11 protein-coding genes are annotated in these 20,128 nt (G+C 59.2%); 4 read left to right on the plus strand and 7 right to left on the minus strand.

The genetic code is table 11. The features are described from left to right. Positions 1-170 precede the first annotated feature (170 nt). The 4 genes from J3U88_RS02270 to J3U88_RS02285 all read right to left on the minus strand — a co-directional run bounded on the left by J3U88_RS02270 (position 171) and on the right by J3U88_RS02285 (position 10,054). Positions 171-2,432, minus strand: coding sequence for an AAA family ATPase (locus J3U88_RS02270; RefSeq protein ID WP_207856505.1), 2,262 nt, complete (start codon positions 2,430-2,432; stop codon positions 171-173). Beyond that, a complete protein-coding gene (locus tag J3U88_RS02275) occupies positions 2,429-5,731 on the minus strand; it encodes an AAA family ATPase (protein WP_207856506.1) in 3,303 nt (1,100 codons plus the stop codon). Before J3U88_RS02275 ends, J3U88_RS02270 begins: the two co-directional genes overlap by 4 nt. After that, complete coding sequence (locus J3U88_RS02280; RefSeq protein WP_207856507.1) at positions 5,728-9,135, minus strand: AAA family ATPase; 3,408 nt, start codon at positions 9,133-9,135, stop codon at positions 5,728-5,730. The genes J3U88_RS02275 and J3U88_RS02280 overlap by 4 nt, the downstream gene beginning before the upstream one ends. 100 nt (positions 9,136-9,235) lie before the next feature. Continuing rightward, positions 9,236-10,054 carry an alpha/beta hydrolase gene (locus tag J3U88_RS02285; protein WP_207856508.1) on the minus strand — a complete coding sequence of 273 codons (819 nt, stop codon included), beginning with the start codon at positions 10,052-10,054 and terminating at the stop codon, positions 9,236-9,238. 168 nt (positions 10,055-10,222) lie between these two features. Between J3U88_RS02285 and J3U88_RS02290 the strand changes: the two genes are divergently transcribed. The 4 genes from J3U88_RS02290 (at position 10,223) to J3U88_RS02305 (ending at position 15,293) form a co-directional block, all read left to right on the plus strand. Beyond that, positions 10,223-11,206: a transglutaminase family protein gene (locus J3U88_RS02290; protein ID WP_207856509.1), complete on the plus strand. Its 984-nt coding sequence runs from the start codon at positions 10,223-10,225 to the stop codon at positions 11,204-11,206. Positions 11,207-11,347: 141 nt separating this feature from the next. Beyond that, positions 11,348-12,118: a hypothetical protein gene (locus tag J3U88_RS02295; RefSeq protein ID WP_207856510.1), complete on the plus strand. Its 771-nt coding sequence runs from the start codon at positions 11,348-11,350 to the stop codon at positions 12,116-12,118. After that, complete coding sequence (locus tag J3U88_RS02300) at positions 12,108-12,695, plus strand: hypothetical protein (protein WP_207856511.1); 588 nt, start codon at positions 12,108-12,110, stop codon at positions 12,693-12,695. The genes J3U88_RS02295 and J3U88_RS02300 overlap by 11 nt, the downstream gene beginning before the upstream one ends. Before the next feature lie 9 nt (positions 12,696-12,704). Next, positions 12,705-15,293: a DUF11 domain-containing protein gene (locus J3U88_RS02305; protein WP_207856512.1), complete on the plus strand. Its 2,589-nt coding sequence runs from the start codon at positions 12,705-12,707 to the stop codon at positions 15,291-15,293. 136 nt (positions 15,294-15,429) lie between these two features. Here J3U88_RS02305 and J3U88_RS02310 read toward each other — a convergent pair whose 3' ends face one another. The 3 genes from J3U88_RS02310 to J3U88_RS02320 form a co-directional block, all read right to left on the minus strand. Next, positions 15,430-16,956 (minus strand): NHL repeat-containing protein, encoded by a 1,527-nt coding sequence (locus J3U88_RS02310; RefSeq protein ID WP_207856513.1) that lies wholly within the window; start codon positions 16,954-16,956, stop codon positions 15,430-15,432. Positions 16,957-17,083: 127 nt separating this feature from the next. Further along, a complete protein-coding gene (locus J3U88_RS02315) occupies positions 17,084-19,243 on the minus strand; it encodes a winged helix-turn-helix domain-containing protein (protein ID WP_207856514.1) in 2,160 nt (719 codons plus the stop codon). A 234-nt stretch (positions 19,244-19,477) separates the two neighbouring features. After that, positions 19,478-20,014, minus strand: a complete 537-nt coding sequence (locus J3U88_RS02320; protein ID WP_207856515.1) for a CesT family type III secretion system chaperone — start codon at positions 20,012-20,014, stop codon at positions 19,478-19,480. Positions 20,015-20,128: the final 114 nt, after the last annotated feature.

Raw genomic sequence — 20,128 nt, forward strand, 5'->3', positions numbered from 1 at the left:
CTGAATACCAACAGAATCACCCCATCAGGCTTCGCCCATATATCGAAACCCCAGGTCTCTTCAAATGGCTGGGGCAACCGTCGTGCCTTTGGCCCGAGCTGTTCAAATAAGGTCAGGTGTCGAAATAGCGTCAGGTTCTGTCAAAATAGCGACAGTTCCTCTCCAATGGGTTATCCCGCTGTCGCTTCACCAACAGACACCTGGATGTTGTTGTCGACCAGGTCTAAACGCAGGCGCCGGTCAGCGAGTTCCGGTTGTTCCACCAGCAGGCGGGCGATGGGCGTGATGACCTGCTGTTCGATCACCCGTTTAAGCGGACGGGCACCGTAGCGCGGTTCATAGCCGCGTGCGGCCAGAAAGGCCACGACCGCGTCATTCCAAGTCAGGCTGAGCTTTCGTTCGCGGAAGCCCTCACGCTCGGGAATTTTGGCCAAATTCATGGCCGCGATTTTTTGGATCGCCGTGCTGTCCAGGGCGCGGAAGGCAACGATGTGGTCGAGGCGATTGACGAACTCCGGCCGGAAAAAGGTCATCGCGGTTTTGAGGAAGGACGCCGCGTTGCCCTCGCCGTAGCCGACCGGTGCGGTGCGTTCCGTGCCCAGGTTGGAGGTCATGATGATCACCGTGCTGTTAAAGTGGGAGATGCGGCCGTAATGATCGCGCAGGCGGCCCTCGTCCAACAGGCCGAGTAGCAGATCAAACACATCGGCGGCGGCTTTTTCGATTTCGTCCAAAAGCACGACACAAAACGGGGTGTTGCGCACCTGGCCAAGCCAATCCGCGGGCAGGCCGTCGTCTTTGACGAGCAGGCGCTGCGACGAACCCGGATAGGCGTATTCACTCATATCGAGCCGAACCAGGCGTTTGTTTTTGTCCTCGCCGTGGCCGAACAGATAGTCGGCGGTGGCTTTGGCGCACTCGGTTTTACCGACACCGGTGGGTCCGCTAAACAGAAACACGCCCAGCGGGCGCTCGGGATCGTTGAGGCCCGCCTTAAAGGTGGTGATGACGTCGGCCACCCGTTCACAAGCCGCGTCTTGGGCGACCACCTTTTGGTGCAAACGGTCACGCACCGTCTCCCAGGCCAAGGTTTGCTCCGCGTCGATCAGCAACGGCGGCAAACCCGTTTTGTGGATGAAATGCGCCACCGCGTCGTTGCCGGTCACCGTGGTTTTGCCCTGGCGGGCTTTGGCTTCGTATAACTCGGCGATGAATTGGACCGGTTCCGCGGGGAAGGGGTGGTAGGGTTTAAACCGGGCGAACAAATCGCCGACGACCTGGTCGACCACGGGCACCGCCTCTTGATTGCGGCGGCCCGCCTCGATTTGGACTGCTTTGGTTAAAATTTCCGCGCGATTGGCGGCGCTGAGGTCGGGCAAGACGAGGATGTCGAAGGCGTCCGTAAACTCGGGTAACAAACGGCGACAGGTCTGCAACTGATCCGGCGTGGCTTCCACCACCACGCGCAGCAGGCCTTGTTTGATGAACGGCAGTAAGAAGGCGGCGATGCTTTCGCTGGGGTGCGATGCGCCGAGTTGGATCAAATCGGTTAAGTCGTCAAAACACAGAACTCCGTCCAGCGCTTGGATGTCTTCGATTAACTGTTCGGCGCGTTCCTGCCATTCGCCCAGGTAATTCATACCCGCCAGAATTCTTCCCGGCCGCGTCATCCAAAACCTGGGTGCCTGGGTTGTGTCGCGCGGTTTTGGCTCCTCGCGTTTGATGCGGCGCGCGGCCTGCACCAAAACCGTGGTTTTGCCGCAACCGGAAGGACCCAGCAGCAACAAACCCCGTTCGCTTCGGCCGAGACGGAGCGACAGTTGCTGGATGGTTTCGTCGCGACACCAGGCGTTGCCGAAGGCGCGTTTCACGTCGCGGGATTCCAGGTGCGAAGCGACGAGGGCCAAGGTGGCCGGCTCGGTGAAATCCTGTTGTTCCTTTTCCTTGGCGGGATGCACCAAAATTTTGTCCAGTTCCACCTCGCCGGGCACAAACAAGCGGCTCATCGCGCCGGGGTCCATGTCGCGCACCTTGGCTTGAACCTCACGGGTTAAGGTGGCGCGGTAATCGCTGTCGTTGTTGTAGTAAAAGCACAGGTTGAGGGCGGGGACCAGCGCGGTGGGTGTGTCGTAAACCACCGCGCGAAGCACGTAGATTTGCAGGCGAATGGTTTCGGCGCTGGGGAAGGTCATGCCCTCGTGCGGGTAAGCCGGCTGGAGCAACAGGGATTCCAAAACCAAGGCCGGTTCCTCCAGGGTGTCGAGGGTTTCGTCGTTGGCGACCCGATACCGCGCGGTTTCCTGTAGCTGGTGTTTGACCTTCTTTTTGTTCTCGGCGTAGGCGGGTGCGGTGTTGCGGGTCTGCAACAGGTAACCGCTGTAGCGGTTGCGGTCGTGGCGAACGATCATAATGGGTACGCGGATCACACTCATGCCGGACCTCCTTGCTCGCGGCCGATGAAATTCAACAAAAAGGCGCGTTCGCGAAACGCGGAAATGGGTTTTTGGGCCGGGGTGAACAAGCCGCTACCCACATCAAAGACACCGGTGTGGTTGAAATAACGCACAATGTCCGGCAGCTGCCCGTCGGGCAGCTGCTCGGTCACTTCCCACGCTTTTTCCAAGACGGTTTCATGATTGTGGTGCCATTCGCGGCGATACCAATTGCCTAGATCGGTGACCTCTGCCGGGATGAGTACCACAAACATCAAGTAGAGTTGCGGGCCGGTTTCGGTGAGCTGAACATGGACGCCCTGGTCAAGGCCGGCCAGGCGGTGCGCGTGGCGCCCCTGCAAAAAGATACCGTGATGGGGTTGCCCGGATTGTTCGGGCGCGGTTTGGATGTCCATACCGGGGAAAAGGGTTGTGGGTACCGCTAGGAACGGTAGGTTGGTTGCGGCGTGGTTGTGGGTTCCCCGCGCCAAGGGCAGGTACAGCATCAGACAACGCTCATCCGGTAGCGGTCCGTCCGCCACCCAAGCCTCGGCGAGGGCCAGCGTTTGCCACCAGCGACGGCGGCGCGCTAGGCGTCGGTAGCCGAGCGGATCCTCGATGGGGCCGTAGGTGTCGCGCCAATGGCGCCACAGGGCGGCGGTGTCGGCTTCATCGAGGAGCCGGTCGGCATCGACCGTTGTGGGTAACTGAATAATTTGGTTTTTATCGCGCACAATGGGCCGTTCCACGCCGATCCGTGCCGGCGAGTGGGTTGGTTCGCGGAGGCGTTCTTCAAAGGCAAACAAATCGTTGAGCAGATCGCGGCACTGTCCCCAGAGTTCCCGCATGCTGTAGTAGAAAACCTGTGCGTCGGAAAGATGATCGATGGCGGTTTCGCCCTCGGGTGCAAAACCTTCGATGGTTTCAGCCAGTCGTTCCAGACGGGTTTGGGCGAGGGCTGTCTGGTCTTCATCCACGGGCGCGTGAAACACACGGCGCGGTCGGTTGCGCAGGCGATAGGTTTTAAAAGAAAGGCCACCGTCCGCCCCGGCGCCGATGCGCAGGACCATGGGCGCGCCCGGTTTGGTGTTGCTCAGCGCGCGTCCCAGGGGGAAGGTCAGCCGTTGTTCCAAGGTGCGTTTGAGGGCGCGGGCACCCAATTGCGGATGGTATCCGGCCTCGGCCAAAGCGTCCAAAAACCGGCGATCCAAGGTGATGGTGCAGCGGCGCCGTTTAAACCCTTCCCGTTGTACCAAGCGGTTGACGTGGATTTCGGCAATCGTGCGCATGTGGTGCCGCTCCAGTGCTTTGAAGGGAACCACCGCATCGAGCCGGTTGAAAAATTCCGGTCGAAAAAAGCGGCGGGCGGCGCCGCGATAAACGGCGTCGGTGCCTTGCCCGGCGCCAAACCCCAAGGTGTTGCCCGCCTCGCGTGCACCCAAGTTGGAAGTCAGGATGATGATGGTATTGCGAAAATCAACCGTCATGCCGTTGCCGTCGGTTAAACGGGCCTCGCCGAGTACTTGCAACAGCAGGTCGTAAACGCTGGGATCGGCTTTTTCGATTTCATCGAACAAAACCAGGGAAAAGGGACTTTGGCGGACCGCCTGGGTCAACAAGCCGTTGGGATTGTGGAAATCACCTACCAGACGGGCCGTGGCGTCGTAGCCGTTGAATTCGTTCATGTCGAAACGCAGCAGTTTGCTTTCGTCACCGTAGAGAAACCTGGCACAGGTTTTGGCAAGCTGGGTTTTCCCGACCCCGGTCGGCCCGAGGAACAGCAGCGTGCCGAAGGGTTTGCCCGGATCGTTCAGCCGGGTTTTGGCGCGCAAGATGATGTCGGTGACCGCGGTGATCGCGGCATCTTGGCCTTTCACCTCGCGGCCGAGTTCCGCTTCGACGTCCTCACGGGTCAGGCGCGCGTTTTTATCCAAAAAGGCGAGATTGAGGCCGCTTTTTTGTTGGTATACCTTGATAACCTCGGCTTCTTTGATCATAAGGGCCGGGCGTTCCTTGGCGACCTGTTCCAACAACGCCATGCCGCGCCCCGGAAAAACGCCGCCCCCTTCAAAGCGCCGGGTCAGCGTCATCATCTGCTGAAGGGCACCCGGAAAAAAGGTAACCTCGTGTTGGTGTTCCAAAACGCGCGAACCCGCCAGCAGGGTGGTGAAGGTTTGCGCCGGGGTGGGTTCCTCGAGCCGAATGCAGTGGAACAAATCGGCGAAACCGCGGTCCCACTCCTGCAACTTGCGCCACCGCTCCGGGGTGATTTCGCCGATGAAATTGAGCTTCCCTTCGTCCAGGAACCGTTTCAGAACGAGGGCCACGTTGAGGTCGCTCCCGGCGGAAAGACCGGCGCGGAACAATCCGGGCAAATCGTCACAGTAAAAAAAATGTTGGTTGTCCTGCATGTACGTGATGATTTCCAGCAGGCGTTCCTCCCACTGGCCCACATAGGACATGCCGCTAATCAGGCGTTGCGGGGCAATGTGCCAGGTGTTGCCCCGGTTTTTGTTTTCACGGAACGGTCGGGTGGCGATCCACTGGTGGATCAGTTTGGTTTTACCCACGCCCGGTCGGCCGATTAACACGATCGGCGGAAAGGGTCTGAGGTCACTGAGCCGTCGCAACTTTTCCAAGGCCGGCTCGTGGCAGAAGGGTTTGTTTACCTCGCGTTCGGACCAGTCCAAACAAGTGCCGACCTTGCCCAGTTCTACCGCGCCGTTGGGTTTCTCTCGGCTGCCCAAGAAGATGCGTTCCTCTAAGGCAAGCCGCTCTTGTTTATGGGTCGGCAGGTTGAAATCGATGTAGGTGATCCATTCCTTTCCCGTGATTTGGAACTCTTCCGGGTCTTCGATCAGCTCTTCTTTTTCCTCCGCGCGCAGGAACCGGGTCAGGGCTTCCTCGCAGACCACCGCCGTTTCGGCATCCTCGGGGATGAGGAACCAGAAGGTAGGAAACGCCGGGAACAGGCCCAGGGTTTTGTCGGCGATTTGGAACAGGACGACCAAGGGTTTGATATTGAGCAGGCCGCGACGCAATTCAATTTTAAAAGAAAAGGTATGCGTTTTGAGTAGCGGACTAAAGGTTTCCCAATGCAAGCGCTTATGGTGGATGTCCAAGGCGATGGTGTGGAACCGGGTTGCCAGTTTGGCGCGCAGTTTGTTGGTTGCCGCGGTGAGGTCGTTTCGTCGGACCGATTCAGAGAAGGGCAAAAATAAGGGGACGACGCGGTGGGATACGGTTTTGTTTTTGGCGTTGCGGGAACGAACCACGTAAATCGGCAGGGATATGTTCATGGGGTGAAATGCCTCCGCGCTTCCCAAACCATGCTCCGGTACAGGGAGGCATGCATCAGGGTTTCCCAAGATGGATATTCGTTCACCATGACGACTTTGTCGCTTAGGTTGTGGTCGATTGTTTGAATCCTGTCTGAGTAGTAGGCACGGCGGCGGGAGACACCGGGATCTTTTTCATCCCGTTCCACATCGCTTGGCGGGAGGAAATGCGCCCAGTCGTCCTGTTCGGTGTGAACCTGAATGGTTTCTTGCGTGAACATCCAATAGTGGGCGCCCGTTTCCGCGCTGAACCAGAGGCGCGCCATCGGCCCGGTAATGCCGAGTGCAAGACCGAGGATCTGTCGCGGGTTACGTTTAAAATGATCCTCCAGCATGTTGAGGTTAACGATGGGGAAACGGCTTTCCGGGCTGCTTAAGAAAATACCGCGTTCGGCCAGTAAGGTTCGTCGCGGTGGCGGCGGGCCGCCTTTCTTTTTGCGTTTTGCCGCGGCTTTGGCTTGATCTGCTTCGCTGAGCCGGCGCCCTTCGCCCTTCTTTTTGGGTTGTGCTTGATCCGCCTCTATTTTGTTGAAAAAGAGTTCGACCTCGGTTTTCATGTCGAGTTCATGGGCTAGGTTCAGGTATCGGCGCGTTAGCAGCTCGATTTTCTCGCGGTCTTTTCCATAAATCCCGATGATGATCTGATCGGGATTGGCGACCTGGTACCACCAAAAACGCGTCATCATCCGATGAAACCGGTTCTCCAGCGTTTCTTGTTGTGTGAGGTCGATCTCGGTGTTCTCGGAATAGCCGTGCCATGCTAAATGGACCTGGTTTTCGAAGGCGTAAACGTCGTTGCTGACTTTTTCCAAGGCCGCAAAATCGTTGCTGATGCGGCGGTGGCGCTCTAAAACAGCTTGCTCGTTGAAATGGTACGATGCTTTTCCCTTTGCTTTCGCGATGGCGCGCCGTTTGGCGAAGTGGGTGATTTGTTGGCCCAGGCGGACCTGTTCGCTGCGCAGCTCTTCCAAGTGGTCCGATTGGTTAAACCGATAAACCTCGGATCGAAAAGAAGCCACGGCCTGCAAGGTATCCGCGCTGATCGGGCCCCTGTGATCGCCGGTTCCCGATGTTTGCTTGGTGGGAAAAACGGTTTGCAAGACCACCGCTTCGTTTTGCAAGGTGGCGTGATAACCCTTGATCCCGTCCTGATTGCCTTTGGCCAATTGGGTCGCGAGGGGTAGGGCCAAGCGTTGGTCGACCGCCCGTTTCAAGGGACGCGCCCCGAGTTTGGGATCGTAACCGCGTTTTGCCAAAAACTCTGCCACCTCGGGGTCTAAGCTGAGGGTTAGGTTCGCCTCCTGTAAACCGGCACGGCGACGCAGCTTTTCCAATTCCAGCCTGGTAACCGCGCGGATGTCTTCCTGTGACAAAGCGTGGAAAGGCACCACCGCGTCGATGCGGTTGTAAATCTCGGGGCGCAGGAAGTTGCGCACCTCGCGGGAGAAATGGCGTGCCGCGTGTTGGTCGTCGCCCGTGGTTTCGGCAAGCGCGACCGTGCCGCGGTCAAAACGTTCGGCACCTAGGTTGCTGGTCATAATCACCACGGTATTGTCAAAACGGGCCTGGCGACCACTGTCGTCGGTGAGCCGTGCTTCGCCCAGGATTTGCAGCAACAGGTCGAAAAATTTGGGGTGGGCCTTTTCGAATTCATCGAAGACCAGCAGCGAGAACGGTTGTTCGCGCACCGCCGCGATCAGCAGGCCGGGTTCCTTGCTGTCGCCCGCCAACAGGCGCTGCACGCCGTGGGCGTCCGAGAATTCGCTCATATCAAACCGGGTTAAGCGGTTTGCATCGCCAAACAACCATGTGGCAATCGCTTTGGCCGTTTCCGTTTTACCGACGCCGGTGGGGCCGATAAACAAAAACGAGGCAATCGGCTGTTGGGGTTTGGTGAGTTGGGCTTTGATCGCCGCCAACATGTCGACCACGTGGCGAATCGCCGTGCGTTGGCCGATAATCGCCGTTTCGAAGAAGGCCGTGGTTTCCGCCAACGACATGGGTTGGGTGCGGTCCAAAATAAATAAAGGCAGGCCGCTGCTCCGACTGAAGGAAGCCAGAACCGCTTTGTCCGTAAGGGTTTCGCCCCGCCGGTGTTCGAGGCAAAGGTGCTGGAGCAGTTGCAGCGCGGGCCGCGGCTGCGCCGAATAACCGGCAAAACGTCGGAACAGGCTGACCAGGCGGTCCGCGGCCGCCGCCTCGATGGTAATGCCGCGGCGCCGCGTTAGCGGGTCCGCCGCCGCGGCCAAAATACGGCGCAGTTTGTTCGCGTCCGGTTCCGCGATGTCGATGCGATCAAAGGCCTGGAGCAAGACCGGATCCTTTTTCTCAATGAGCGCGTATTGTTCGGGCGTACATTCGCAGATGACGCCCAGGCGACCCCGGTTGATGTGGGGGCGGAAATACGAGGCCATACCCTGGCTCATGTTCTCCGATTGCCCCACGTGGCTCAGCTCGTAGAGCGAGCCCAGGTACAGCACCGCCTTTTCGTCCAGCGCTTCTTTGACGAGTTTGTCGCAGCGTTCCTGCCACGCGCCGAACCCGGTTTGACCCGCGATCAACCGCGCGCCGTTGGTTTCGTAGAAGGGGGTTTCCCCCATGCCGAGGTGGCGACGTTGGTTGATCGTCTCCCGAATGATCGCGGTTTTGCCGACACCCGAGGGGCCGACCAGCAAAACCCCGCGGCGGTTTTCCCGCATCAGCGCCGCGGCAAGGCGTTTCATTTCCGCGTCACGTTCGAAGACCGCCGCGGGTTTTTTGCCCAAAAAACGATGGGTAACCGCTTTCAGCACCCCGCCGTCTTCCTTGGGGCCGTCGCCTTTGTCGTGTTCGAGGCTGGTGGGAAAGGTTACTTCCAAATCAATCGTTTGCAGGGTGAGTTCCTCGACGCCGACACATTTAAACAGTTTGGTGAGGCTTCGCGCGCCGCGGCGCCGCAACAGGCAACGTCTGATTTCCGTTTCGGCCGTTTCCCGCCACTCTTCCTCGCGCCTTGCCGAGAATTCAAGATCCATCCAAGGAACGCGGCCGATCCAATACACCCCACCCGACGCTTGTTCTTTGCGGTAGCGCACCACGGGAATGGTCAGTTCCAGCGCGCCCTTCAAGCCCAAGTTGGTTGGGTGCCTCTCCAGGGAAAGCGTGATGGTTTCTATCGTTGGGTCCGCCGCCTGCACGTTAAGACCGGTTTGGAACAGGTTCTCGCGTGGCAAGCTATTTTGTAGCAGGTAGGTTAGTTTCTCGACCGCCTTCTCGGGCGTTTCATTGAGGGAACCGTACTCCGGCCAGAGGAGCGATTCGGCGAGATAACGGTTGTCATCGAAACGAATCATGACAATGGGGGCCTTGTAGTGGATGGACGACATGCTGTTCCTTTTTTCGCGGTAGGGGGATGCTTAAAAGCGGTCCCTTTACCTTAAGCGCAAAGCCCCGGGAAAACCGGTGACCGTTTTTCGTTTCTTTTGGTCAGCCGTCCGGGTTTTCCGCCAAACGGATCGCCGTTTTTTCGTGAAGGAACTTGCGAACATAGGACAGCGGCGGCGGGCAGTTGTTGTGGTCGCAGGCCAATTCGTGAAAGGTGGCGTCGGCCGCCAAGTCGCGCAGTTGGTGGGCGAATTTGATCGGGATGATGCGGTCCTGGGTACCGTGGACCAGCAGCACCGGAATTTCCAAGGCCGCCACAATCGGGCCGTTGTCGAAGCGGTCGCGCAGCAAAAAGCCGGGGTTGCGGTGGTGGTAAACCAAATCCTTAAGTGAGGCGAAGGAAGATTCGAGAATCAGTGCCGCCACCGGGCGTTCCTCCGCCAACAGACCGATGGGTCCGCCGCCGATGGAGCGGCCGTAGGCGATCACCGCCGCCGGATCGATATCCGCGCGGGCGACCATGGTGTCGTAGCCGCTTAAAACCGCCTCGCGCAGGCTGTCAAAGCTGGGGCTGCCGCCCGCCGCCGCGTAACCGGGAAACTCCAGCAGCAACACCGAGATCCCCTGTTCCCGGTACCAGCGGAAGCTGTCGATCCAATGGTGGGCACACTCCGCGTTGCCGTGGGCAAAAATAATCAGTGGTCGGCGGTCGTGCTCGGTTTTCGCCGCGTTGAGGAACAGGCCGTAGGTTTGGCCCAGCTCGATCCGGGTGACATCCGCCGGCAGAGGATTGGGAAGCGGTTCGCGCGGGGCGGGAAAAATCAAATAGCGCTGCGCAAAAAACAGAACCGCCATAAAAATCGCAACCGCAATCGCCGTTAACCGCAGCCCTTGCAGCAAAAGAGAAATCAGTTGTGTCATGATTGGGGTCATCACGTATCCTTAAGGTTGACGGTTTGGGTGGTTTCGGTGTGTCCATCAAACACCAAACCAGCCTCTTTTTCCAGCCCGCATTTCCCACAAGAAATACGGGCGATCTGAAGTGTTCGCGCCCTGTTTTCACTGGTTGGGGTGACCAAGGATCTGCTCATGCTGTATTTGATGATGTTGCTTTGCCTTCAGGGGCAGGCCGAGCCCGCGCTAATCCTGCCTGATCGAACCTATCGCGGCCAAACCATTTGGGATTTGCCCAACGCCGTCGAGGCCGAAATCGACATGGGTTTATGGGCGCTTATTTTGGCCAAACACGTGCAACCGGATCTGGACATCCCCCGTTATCTCGCGATCCTCGACGAAATCGCCGCCGTCGTTCAGCGCGGGTTACCCAGCGACAACGACGACATGGCGGTGCTGATGATCACCCAAATCGTGTTGTACCAGCCGGGGCATTGGAACAACAGCCAGGTCTACCGCTACGATTTAGACGATCCCTTTGGGGATCGCGGCCACAACCGGCTGCTCAGCACCTACATTGATACGCGGCTCGGAAATTGTGTCAGCATGCCCACCTTGTACTGGGCCGTCTTGCAGCGCGTCGATCCCGGCCTGGAACTCTACGGCGTGGAAGCGCCCCACCACCTCTTTTTTCGCATGCGCAACCGCCAGACCGGCGCATGGGTCAACATGGAAGCGACCAACGGGAAAACCGCGCGCGATGTTTGGATTCAAGAACAGACCGGGGTCACCAAGGCGCAAATCAAAGCCGGCCTGTATATGAAAAACCTCTCCAAAAAACAGGTGCTTGCCGTGTTGCTGCGCGACATTGAACAGCGCGCCGTGGTGGCGGGGGATTGGCAAGAGGCCCTGCGTATCAATGCCCTGATCGAACAGGTCGACGGCCAAGCCGTGTGGGTTCGCGTCAACCGCGCCGCCATTCTGCACAAAGAAGTAGAAGCCATGGTCGGGGCCGCGGCGCAAGCGGGACGAAGGTTAACCCAAGAAGAATACCGCCTGGCCAAGGAGAAAAGCGAAGCGGGCGAGGCGCTTTTTGCCTGGGCGCGGGAACGAGGTTGGGTACCGCTCGATCCCGAAATACGACGGAAAACGGCTTCGCCGGAGGCTAAAAAACCCTGATCCGCGCCATTCTCTGCTTGAGGATCTTGTTGGACGGGCTCGAAAAGCGTAAGATAAGACTTATCCAGGGATCCCAAAAATCAACCTTAGCCAATGCCAACCAACCCACGGGATAACCCGTGCTCCTTTGCGAGGCGCCACGTGTTCTCACGGATTCTTTTTTTCTTGGTCGCGTTTTCCGCCCTCCCGCTTTGTGCCGGGGTCGGCTTAAGCGACGCGGCCAAGCATCGCGGTACCCAGGGTTTGCGCGTCAGCGCCGGGGCCGCCCCGTTTGAAATCATCGCCGACAGCGAGCAAGCGCTGCAGCGCATGCGCTTGCGCTTTTACGTACGCCTGCGCGATCTGGTGCTGGATGAAGGGACACAACGCACCCTGCTTCAGGCCGACCAGGAACAAACGCTGTGTCTGGCCGTGACCGTCGGCCGTGTTGAAGGGGCGATGCGGCTTGGCTGGCAAGTGGCTGAAAATGGAGAAACGCCGCGGGTGGTCGCGCCCGAGGCCGGGCCGGCGCTCAGCGCGGCTTGGCATGCCGTCGAGTTTGAATGGGTGGCCGGGGAGGGGAACGGTGTGTTCCAAGTCTGGCTCGACGATGCGCCCTTATCCCCCTTTACGGATTTACACAATGGATCGCGTGTTGTGACCGCTGTTCGTTTGGGTTTACCCGGTGCTGAACTCGGTGACTTCCGCGGATCCGTTGATTTTGACAGCGTCGTCTGGCGCGACCGCGGCGAAGTTGGCCGCGAACCTTTTAGCAACACGCAAATGATTGAACACACCTCGGATTGGCCCGCGCGCCATTCCGTTTTGTTTCTCACGGGGTTGATCAGTGAGGCAACCACCGTGGTGTTTGGCAAAAGACAGGCCGGCTCCCGGCAACACACGACAGAAAAGGAAGGCGTTCATGAAGATTAAAACCACCATCATGTTGGCGGCACTGGTCGGCGGCTTGCTGTTTGCCGGGGATCCACCCGCCGCGGAACAAAACGGCACCATTCACGTGGAAGGGGTGTGGACCATACAAATAATGAATCCCGACGGTTCCGAGGCGTCGACCCGCACCTTTCACAATGCGCTGGTCGGGGCGAGTGTGTTGACGGCCCTGTTGAATGCGGAAGCCGTGATCGGGGGCAGTTACCTGGTTCTTGATGACAATGCCGGCAACGGGCCCTGTAGCGGGTCTTGTGAAATCGGTTCCTCCTCGCTTAACGCGGGCCTTACCTACGATTCCACCAACCTGGTGCGTTCCATCACCGGGCAAAACTTCGAAACCCTCGTCTTGAGCGGCAGTGTCACCGCCACCTCGACCCATACGGTGAGCTCCGTTGTCTCCTGGTTCTGCTTGTGTAACGGGACGACCAATAACACCACCCAATGTGCCGCTTCGCCTGATTCCTGTAGTGTGTTAACCCGCAAAACTTTGGCGAGCCCGATTAATGTAACCACCGGTCAAATTATTCAAGTCACCCTGGAAATCACTTTCTCCTCGTAGGGGCTCGTTGTGCGGCACAAGCGTTTCCTTCTTTTCCTTTTACTACCGGTATTTCCGTCGCTGTGGGCCTGGCAAGCCGATGTGCAGGTTGGGCTTACCATCGCGCCCGATCAGCCGTACCTCGACGGCTCGGCGCTGTACACCGCGACTGTCACCAACAACGGACCGGACCAGGCCACCGGGGTCACCTTGACCATGGTTCTGCCGCCCGGTACCACCTTGGTGAATCAGGAGCCGGCCGGGGATTATAGCGAAAGCCAACACCGGATCCTTTGGACGGTGGGGGACCTAAGCGTCTCTCAAACCGAAACCTACACCGTGGAACTGAGCCTGCCGCTGCGTGACGCCGCCAGCCAAATTGAAATCTTTACCATCGGCCATGACCCCTCGAGCGTACCCGCCGCCTTGTTTCGCGCCCTGCCCGACGCCACCACCTTGGAACTGCTCCAATCCTTTGGGGATCTGACCGACCCCACCGGTTTGATCGTTAACGGGCTCGGTGAATTTTTGGTGCTCGACCAGGGCGATCCCGTTCTGGCCAACGGCGAAACCCCCGTCAATGACGGCCGGCTCTTGCTGCTGGGTGAGTCCAATACCGTTGTGCTTAGTTCCGGGGAGCTTTTGTTTAACCCCCGTGCCGCCGTTGTTCAGCCAGGCCGTTACCTTGTCGTTGAGCCGCAAGGTTTTGCCGAGGGCTTGCCCGCCCCGGGTTCGATCATTGCGGTTGACCCCGTCAGCGGCGCCCAATCGGTTTTCGCCGAGGGCTCGCTCATCAGCCTTCCCCAGGACATCATCAACGACGACGACGGCGCCGTCGTGGTTCTCGACGGCAGTAACACCCTCTTTCGGGTTAGTTCCGACGGCGGCAATCAAACGCTGCTAACCAGTGGCGACTTGTTGCTGGCACCGAGCGCCTTGGCACGGGACAGCGCCGGCGCATTCTGGGTGGCCGACCAACAAAGCGGCATCATTAAAATCAGTGGTACCAACTTCACCCAGGAACAGATCAAACCCATTGACGCCGGCAATACGTTTGAGGCGCCTTTTGATTTATTGGTTAGCCGCGGCGACCGCGTTTTTGTGAACAGTTTTGCTGCCAACGGGAGCCCGCAACAAAACCTCTTGGAAATCAACCCGCTCGACGGTGCCGTTTTGTCCACCTGGCGTTACGAAAGTAACCACCGCTATCGCGGCATGCTGGCTGAATACGCCGTGACCAATGAATTAAGTGCCGTGACCACCAGTGTTGATCCCGACGGTGACAACAATATGTTGGCGTTGAACAACGTGCTTTTACCGAGTCCGCCGGTGGTGACCATTCAGGTCAGTGAAACCATTACCGTGGCCGATAGCGACCAAACCGCCCTCGCCGTGCAAATCAACGAGCAGGAAACCGTGACCGTTGCCGACGCCGATACCGTGGCCCCGGCCACCTGGATTCGCGTTAGTGAATCGATTCAGGTCACCGATGACCCGCAACCCATGCTCGCCGTCCAGGTGATGGTCCAGGAAACCATCGGGGTGGGCGACAGCGACGTCACCCAACTCGCCTTGCAACTGGCCGTTCAAGAAACCGTGCGGGTCGGCGAATCTGAGACCGTGCAATCCGACAGCGGGGGACCGGGTGTCACCGGGACCTTTTTGCCTGGTTTGCGCGTGATCTCGGAGCATGGCGAACTCGTTTTGGGTGAAACCCAAATGTGGTTGCAATTCAGCGAATTACTCCAGGATCCCCCCGGCGATGGTGAAACCGCGGATGTGACCAATCCCATCCACTACCAACTGGTTGGCGCGGGTGTGGACGGCCTGTTCCAAACCGAAACCTGTGGTGATCAACCCTCCGGCGACGATGCGTTCGTGGGTGTTGCGCGTGTGGTTTGGCTGCCGAAACAGCAAACCGCGGCCGTGCGTTTTGAACGGGAGACAGCCCTCGGCGCGGGCTTGTACCGTATGCTGATTTGCGGGGATCGCGGTTTGGTGGATCTCGAGAACATCGCCTTGGACGGCGATGGCGACAACAAGCCGGGCGGCGACTACCGTTTTGATTTCCGGGTGCTCGGCGACAACCTGTTGCGCAACCCTCATTTTGACCAGGACCTCGGCGGTTGGATCGCCACCCAAGGCGACGGCGCGGTTAGCTTCAGCGAACGGGACCCCTCGCGTTCGGGAACGTCCGGGTCGGCGCGGTTCCCCGCTACCGAAACCCCGTTGGAACTCAGCCAATGCATCATCTGGCCGGACCAACCCTTTTGGCAAATCGGCGGCCTGCTGCAAATCGGACCCGACACCGCGGGTGAACAATTGCAAATCCGCGTCGATTGGTACGGCGACGGAAGCTGTGAAGGCGCGATCCTGGCCACCCAGCAACGCACCGTGGCTTCAAATGCGACCGAATCCTCATGGATCCCTTTCCTTTGGCAAGGCGCGGTTCCCGAGGGCGCCGTGTCGGCCGCGGTTTCCTTCCAATGGCCCAACAACGCGGCGACCGACCGCTACCTCGACCGCCTCTACTTCAGCGCCGATGCCGAGGTTCGTTTGATTGACAACTTCGACTCAGGAACCCTCGACTTATGGCGCATCCCTGAAGCAAAGCGTTAGCCCGCATCAAGCGTTTTGACACGGGCTTCCTAACCCAAGCGCGCTTTGCGGATCGCTCTTTTCTCGTGGGAACCGCGGGGCATTCTCTGAAATGACCGTGTTCCATACAGATTTTAATGCGGCTTTCCCCAGCCGCTTATTCCAGGTGGATTCTGCGCACGGATCCGCTTGGTTGACCCCGCGTAGCCGATCCGATGAAGAGGGTACGGCCGTCGGGACCGAGGGCGATGCCGTTCGGTCTGCGAAAGGTGGCCTCGCTCAATGCACCGTCTGCATCGCCTTCCACACCCTGGCCGCTGAATAGGGTTACCCGGCCGGCGCGTGTCATCTTGTAGATGAAGGTATCGCCGGTTGCGTAGAAGCTGTCACCCACGACGGCCATATGGCCCAGGTTACCGGGAATTTGCCCGATGAGGCTGACCGTTCCGTTCACGTCCACATGCAAAATCGCGCCGCCGATCTGATTGGCCACATAAAGGGATCCGTCCGCGTTGGTGAACACGTCGATGGGTGTATGGAGCAAGGGGTCGTTGGCAAAAACAGAGACCACACCGGCGGGCGTGATTTTTGAGATCGTGCGGCCCGGCGCCGACCCACCGTAGTTACAGACGAACAGGTTGCCGTCAGCGTCAAAGGCCATCCCTACCGGGGCATCGAGCCCACGCGCAAACAGGGTTACCTGACCCGTTTCATCAATCGTCCGAATCGAGGTGTCGTTGAAATTGGAAACGTACAGTTTGCCCGAGGAATCGCGCGCCATATGCACGGGTCCACGCAAGCCCGTGGCCAGGGTGGTTACCTCCCCGCTTGGAGCGATACGAATCACATTGTCGTTTAACCAGCCGCCGGCGCCGTAAAGGTTGCCCGCTTCATCGATGATGAAGCCGTCCATCCCAACACCCATGGCAACGAAGGTATCCACATAAGGCCGAACCGGCTCGGTGGCGCCGGGCAAGGCGGGAATCGGGGTTGCCGCCGCCATGGCGGGTTCCAGCAGTTCGTTAAAAATGAAGGCCATGCCCAAAATCGGCTGATCGCTTTGCGCGACCAGGTAAAGCGCGCCGGAAAGTTCCGGGAAAAGCGAGGTCGCGGTCTCGGCAAAAGGTCTGTTCGCGGCGATGGTTCGTGTGGCCGTACCCGCTTGGCTGCCATTCTGGTACGCGAAGAAGGTGACCTGTGCTTCGACCGCGCCGGGGTTGACGATGACCGGGGCCGATGGGTTGTTGGCCGCCCCGGCGGTCAGGAAATTGAACAGGATGGTTTTGGCTGTTTGTTCGGGATCGAGCACGTCCGCTTGGGCCGGTGAACTGCCCGATGCACTGCCGGTTGCGGTCACCACCAGGCCCGCGCTGACGCTGTCGCGCGCCGATTCCAGCAGGACCATGTACCCGCTTCCCGTCCCAAGCTCCGGGAATAGATCCGCGGAGGCGGCGGTATGTTGGGCAAGGGCGTCGATTTGGAGGGTGCGTGTCTCCATGTCGGGTGTTTGCCCACTTGGTCGGATCGCATGCAGGCGAATCTCGGCTTGGGTGTTGCCCAGATTGTTGATGATCAGGGTTGCTTGGAATGAATCGTTGTTGGTGACCCAGGGGACGATTAAGCGGGTCTCAGCCGAAAGCGCGGTTGCAAAAAAAACAAAAAGAGCGGGCGTAAAATACTTCATGAGGCCTCCAGGGGATGATTTGAAGGAGCCTACGAGAAGATCGGCCGGATGGACAGGTAAGGGCCGCTCGATTTTTTATCGATTTATACAAGGTGTGTTTATTTTCAAAGGTTTACATAGATCGTTGTCAAGGTGTCCAATCGAGGTCAAGGCGGCGAATATCGCCTTCGTTTTCGACCGACCGCGTGAAAAGTAGCTGATTTGTTGCTTCAATCAGGCTCCAGGGACGCGCGGCGACGGCCACCTCGGGTGCGAACTTAACGAGGATCCGTGAATGACCGGACGCCAAATCAAAGGCCTGAATCGTCGCGCCGTCGGCGTCGTTGGACAGGAAAAGAATGTGCTCGGCAAGCGGTAGCCAGGTGATGCCGTTAAGCCCTTTCCAATCAATCACCAACCGTTCCTCGCCCCCGTTCACCGGCTTCGACCACAACCCGTGCTCAAGACTTTTGGTGAAGTAGAGGGTTTGCCCGTCGGGTGATTCCTGACCGTAAAAGCCGCCGGTTTCGGTGACGGCCTCGCCGACGCCGCCGTCAACGGGGAGCCGCCAAAGGTTGAATGAACCGGAGACTTGTTTGACGGCATAGAGCGAGCGGCCGTCGCGAGACCATGAGGGACAGACGTGAAAGGCGCCTTCCTCGCCGAGCCGTCTGAGCGTGCCTGATTCGGGATCGAGTACGTGTAAGGTGCGGGCGCGATCATGGGCGATAAATGCGATCTGGCTGCCGTCGGGCGACCAGCGCGGGAATGCGGCCCGCCGTCTGAGCGTGGTGAGCCGAACGGGGTTGGCGCCGTTGGGATCCGATGTCCAAATTTCACCGCCGCCGTCGCGGGTAGAGGAGAACACGAGTTGGTTCCGTTGCGGTGAATAATGTGCGTCCTGGTCGGTTCCGGTCGAGGTAATCCACGGATCGGGTTGCGCGGTATCGGCTTGGCCGAGGGTGATGGCGTTAATTTCCATGCGCGGCCGAGTCACATAAACATAGATTGAAGCGCCACTGGGATGAACCACGGGGAAATATTGGTTCTCGGGTGCACCGCCCAGGAAATGAACCGTGCCGCTCAAATCTGTCTGCCACAAGGCCGCGTTCACACCCTGGTCGTCTTTCCCTGGGGCCGCAAACACAAGGGACAACCCGTCCGGCATCCAGTCCAGCCCCCACATCTCCGCGCCGATGCGGGTGATTTGGCGGGTGGTGCCTTCAGCATCGACCGTAAACAGGTCAACACCCATGCCGCTCGACCGCAAGAAGGCGATCCGTTCACCCGTGGGCGAAAAGGCCGGTGCCCGATCAACGAAGTGATGGGAAACCGGCGCGGCGGTGAGCCAACGGGTTTGCCCGTCCTTCAGGTCGAGTAAACCGATGCCGCCGCGACCGGAGCGGACGTCGTAACGGGCGTAGGCGATGTGATCGTCGACGGGCGACCAGTCAATCGGCCGGCCCCCGACCAGGCCGATTCGTTCGTACGCGGTTTCTTCGCCGGTTGCGAGGTCGACGACGGCGATGATTGGTCCGGTTGGAAGACCGAGGCGAACATAGGCAAGCCGCGTTCCATCCGCGGAGAAGGTTGGGAACCGTTGCAGGCCGGGTAACGCGTTAAGGGCGTGGGCTGTCCCGCCGGGTTGGGAGAGGTCCAAAAGCATGATGCGCGAGCTGCCGCGTTTGGCGATCCAGGCATAGGCCAGGCGCAAGCCGTCGGGCGAAAGCGCGGCATCGTGTTCGATGCCCGGTTGGTAGGTGACCGGGACCATGTTCACGGGTTTGGGTGTGTCAACCGTTGGCCGGCTCGGTTCATCGGCGCGAAACAACAGAATCGCGGCTACCATCGCCAGGATGAGGACCGGCACCGCCTGGCGGGCCCGGGGCCAAGGCGCGAACCGGCGCGGGGCCGCGCTGTCCGGGGTCGTCACCGGGGCCGCGCCGGGATCCGTCGTTTGGGGCGCCGCTTCTTTTGGTTCCGGGACCGCATCGACCAAAAGGCGGTAACCCGTCTTGGGGATGGTCTCGATATACCGCGGTGTTTCGGAGCGGTCGTCAAGGACCTTGCGCAACCGATGGATGGCATCGGTCACGCCGCGTTTGCCCACGTAACCATTGCCTTCCCAAATGGATTCGATCAGTTCCGCGCGGGAAACAGGCTGCCCGCGGCGTGCGACCAACACAAAAAGCAGGGCCATGGGTTTTGGCGGCACTTTGATTTCGCCGGATTCGCCATGGATGCGATTGGTGTCGAAATCGGCGACCACGGTTCCGATCCTGAATCGCCCAGATTTTGTCTCCGACACGCGCCGCCCCCTCCGCCTCGTCCTCGCCCCAGCAACGAGGGCACCGGCTCCTGCAGCGCCATTATAACCATGGGTCGCGGCCGGCATCGCAACCGGGCGACCCGAAAGAAGCTGAGGTCCCCACCAACGGGGCACTTGGCTGATTTTGAGCGGCCGATGTTTCCCCGGGCGTGTGCCGCGAAGTCTTTTTGCGACCTTGGTGGGGCTAGCTACGAGCCGTCGGCGCCGTTCGCTTTACACCAGACTCATGAAGTGGCTGAATTGGTGTTGCGCTGGTTGGTGGTCGACCTGACCCCGGTCTGTTGTATCGGTAGTGAACGCCGGTTGTGCGAACCCTGCCGAATCCGTTTCGGACCCCGCTTCCATTTGGCGTTCGGTTAGTTTTTGTTCCAAAGATGCCGCGCTGCTGATTAAGTTTTGAATCAGGTTGCTGAACAACTCAGATGTCAACGCGGGGACCGGCTGTGAATAGCACAGCATCAGGCGTTTCTCATTGGGGTCCACGGCAAGGGTTCCGCCGCTGGTTTCTTGTTGGTGGACGTTGAAGGCCAGCACTGTTTCGTAGAAGGTCTCGCGATCATCATGGGGCACGGGCATCAACGGAATACTGAAATAACAACAGGCGGCGGCTTCCACCACGTACAGTTCGAGCAAATAACCATTGCCTGATCGGATGGAACAGGTTCCTTCTTCATCCAAGGATAGCGGGGCTTCCCAGCCCAAACTCATCTGTTGTAACCACTGATTGACGGTTTCGGTAACGGCTTGCATGTCTTTTCTCCAGAAAGGAACCCCTTGAACAAGGGGGTTGTCGCGGTCCTTTGGCAGTACCGCGAGGTGGTCCCATTGGGGCGCCTAGGGCGCCCGTGTTAGTCTCCGGGGACT

The sequence above is a fragment of the Acanthopleuribacter pedis genome (assembly GCF_017377855.1).
Taxonomy (GTDB): domain Bacteria; phylum Acidobacteriota; class Holophagae; order Acanthopleuribacterales; family Acanthopleuribacteraceae; genus Acanthopleuribacter; species Acanthopleuribacter pedis.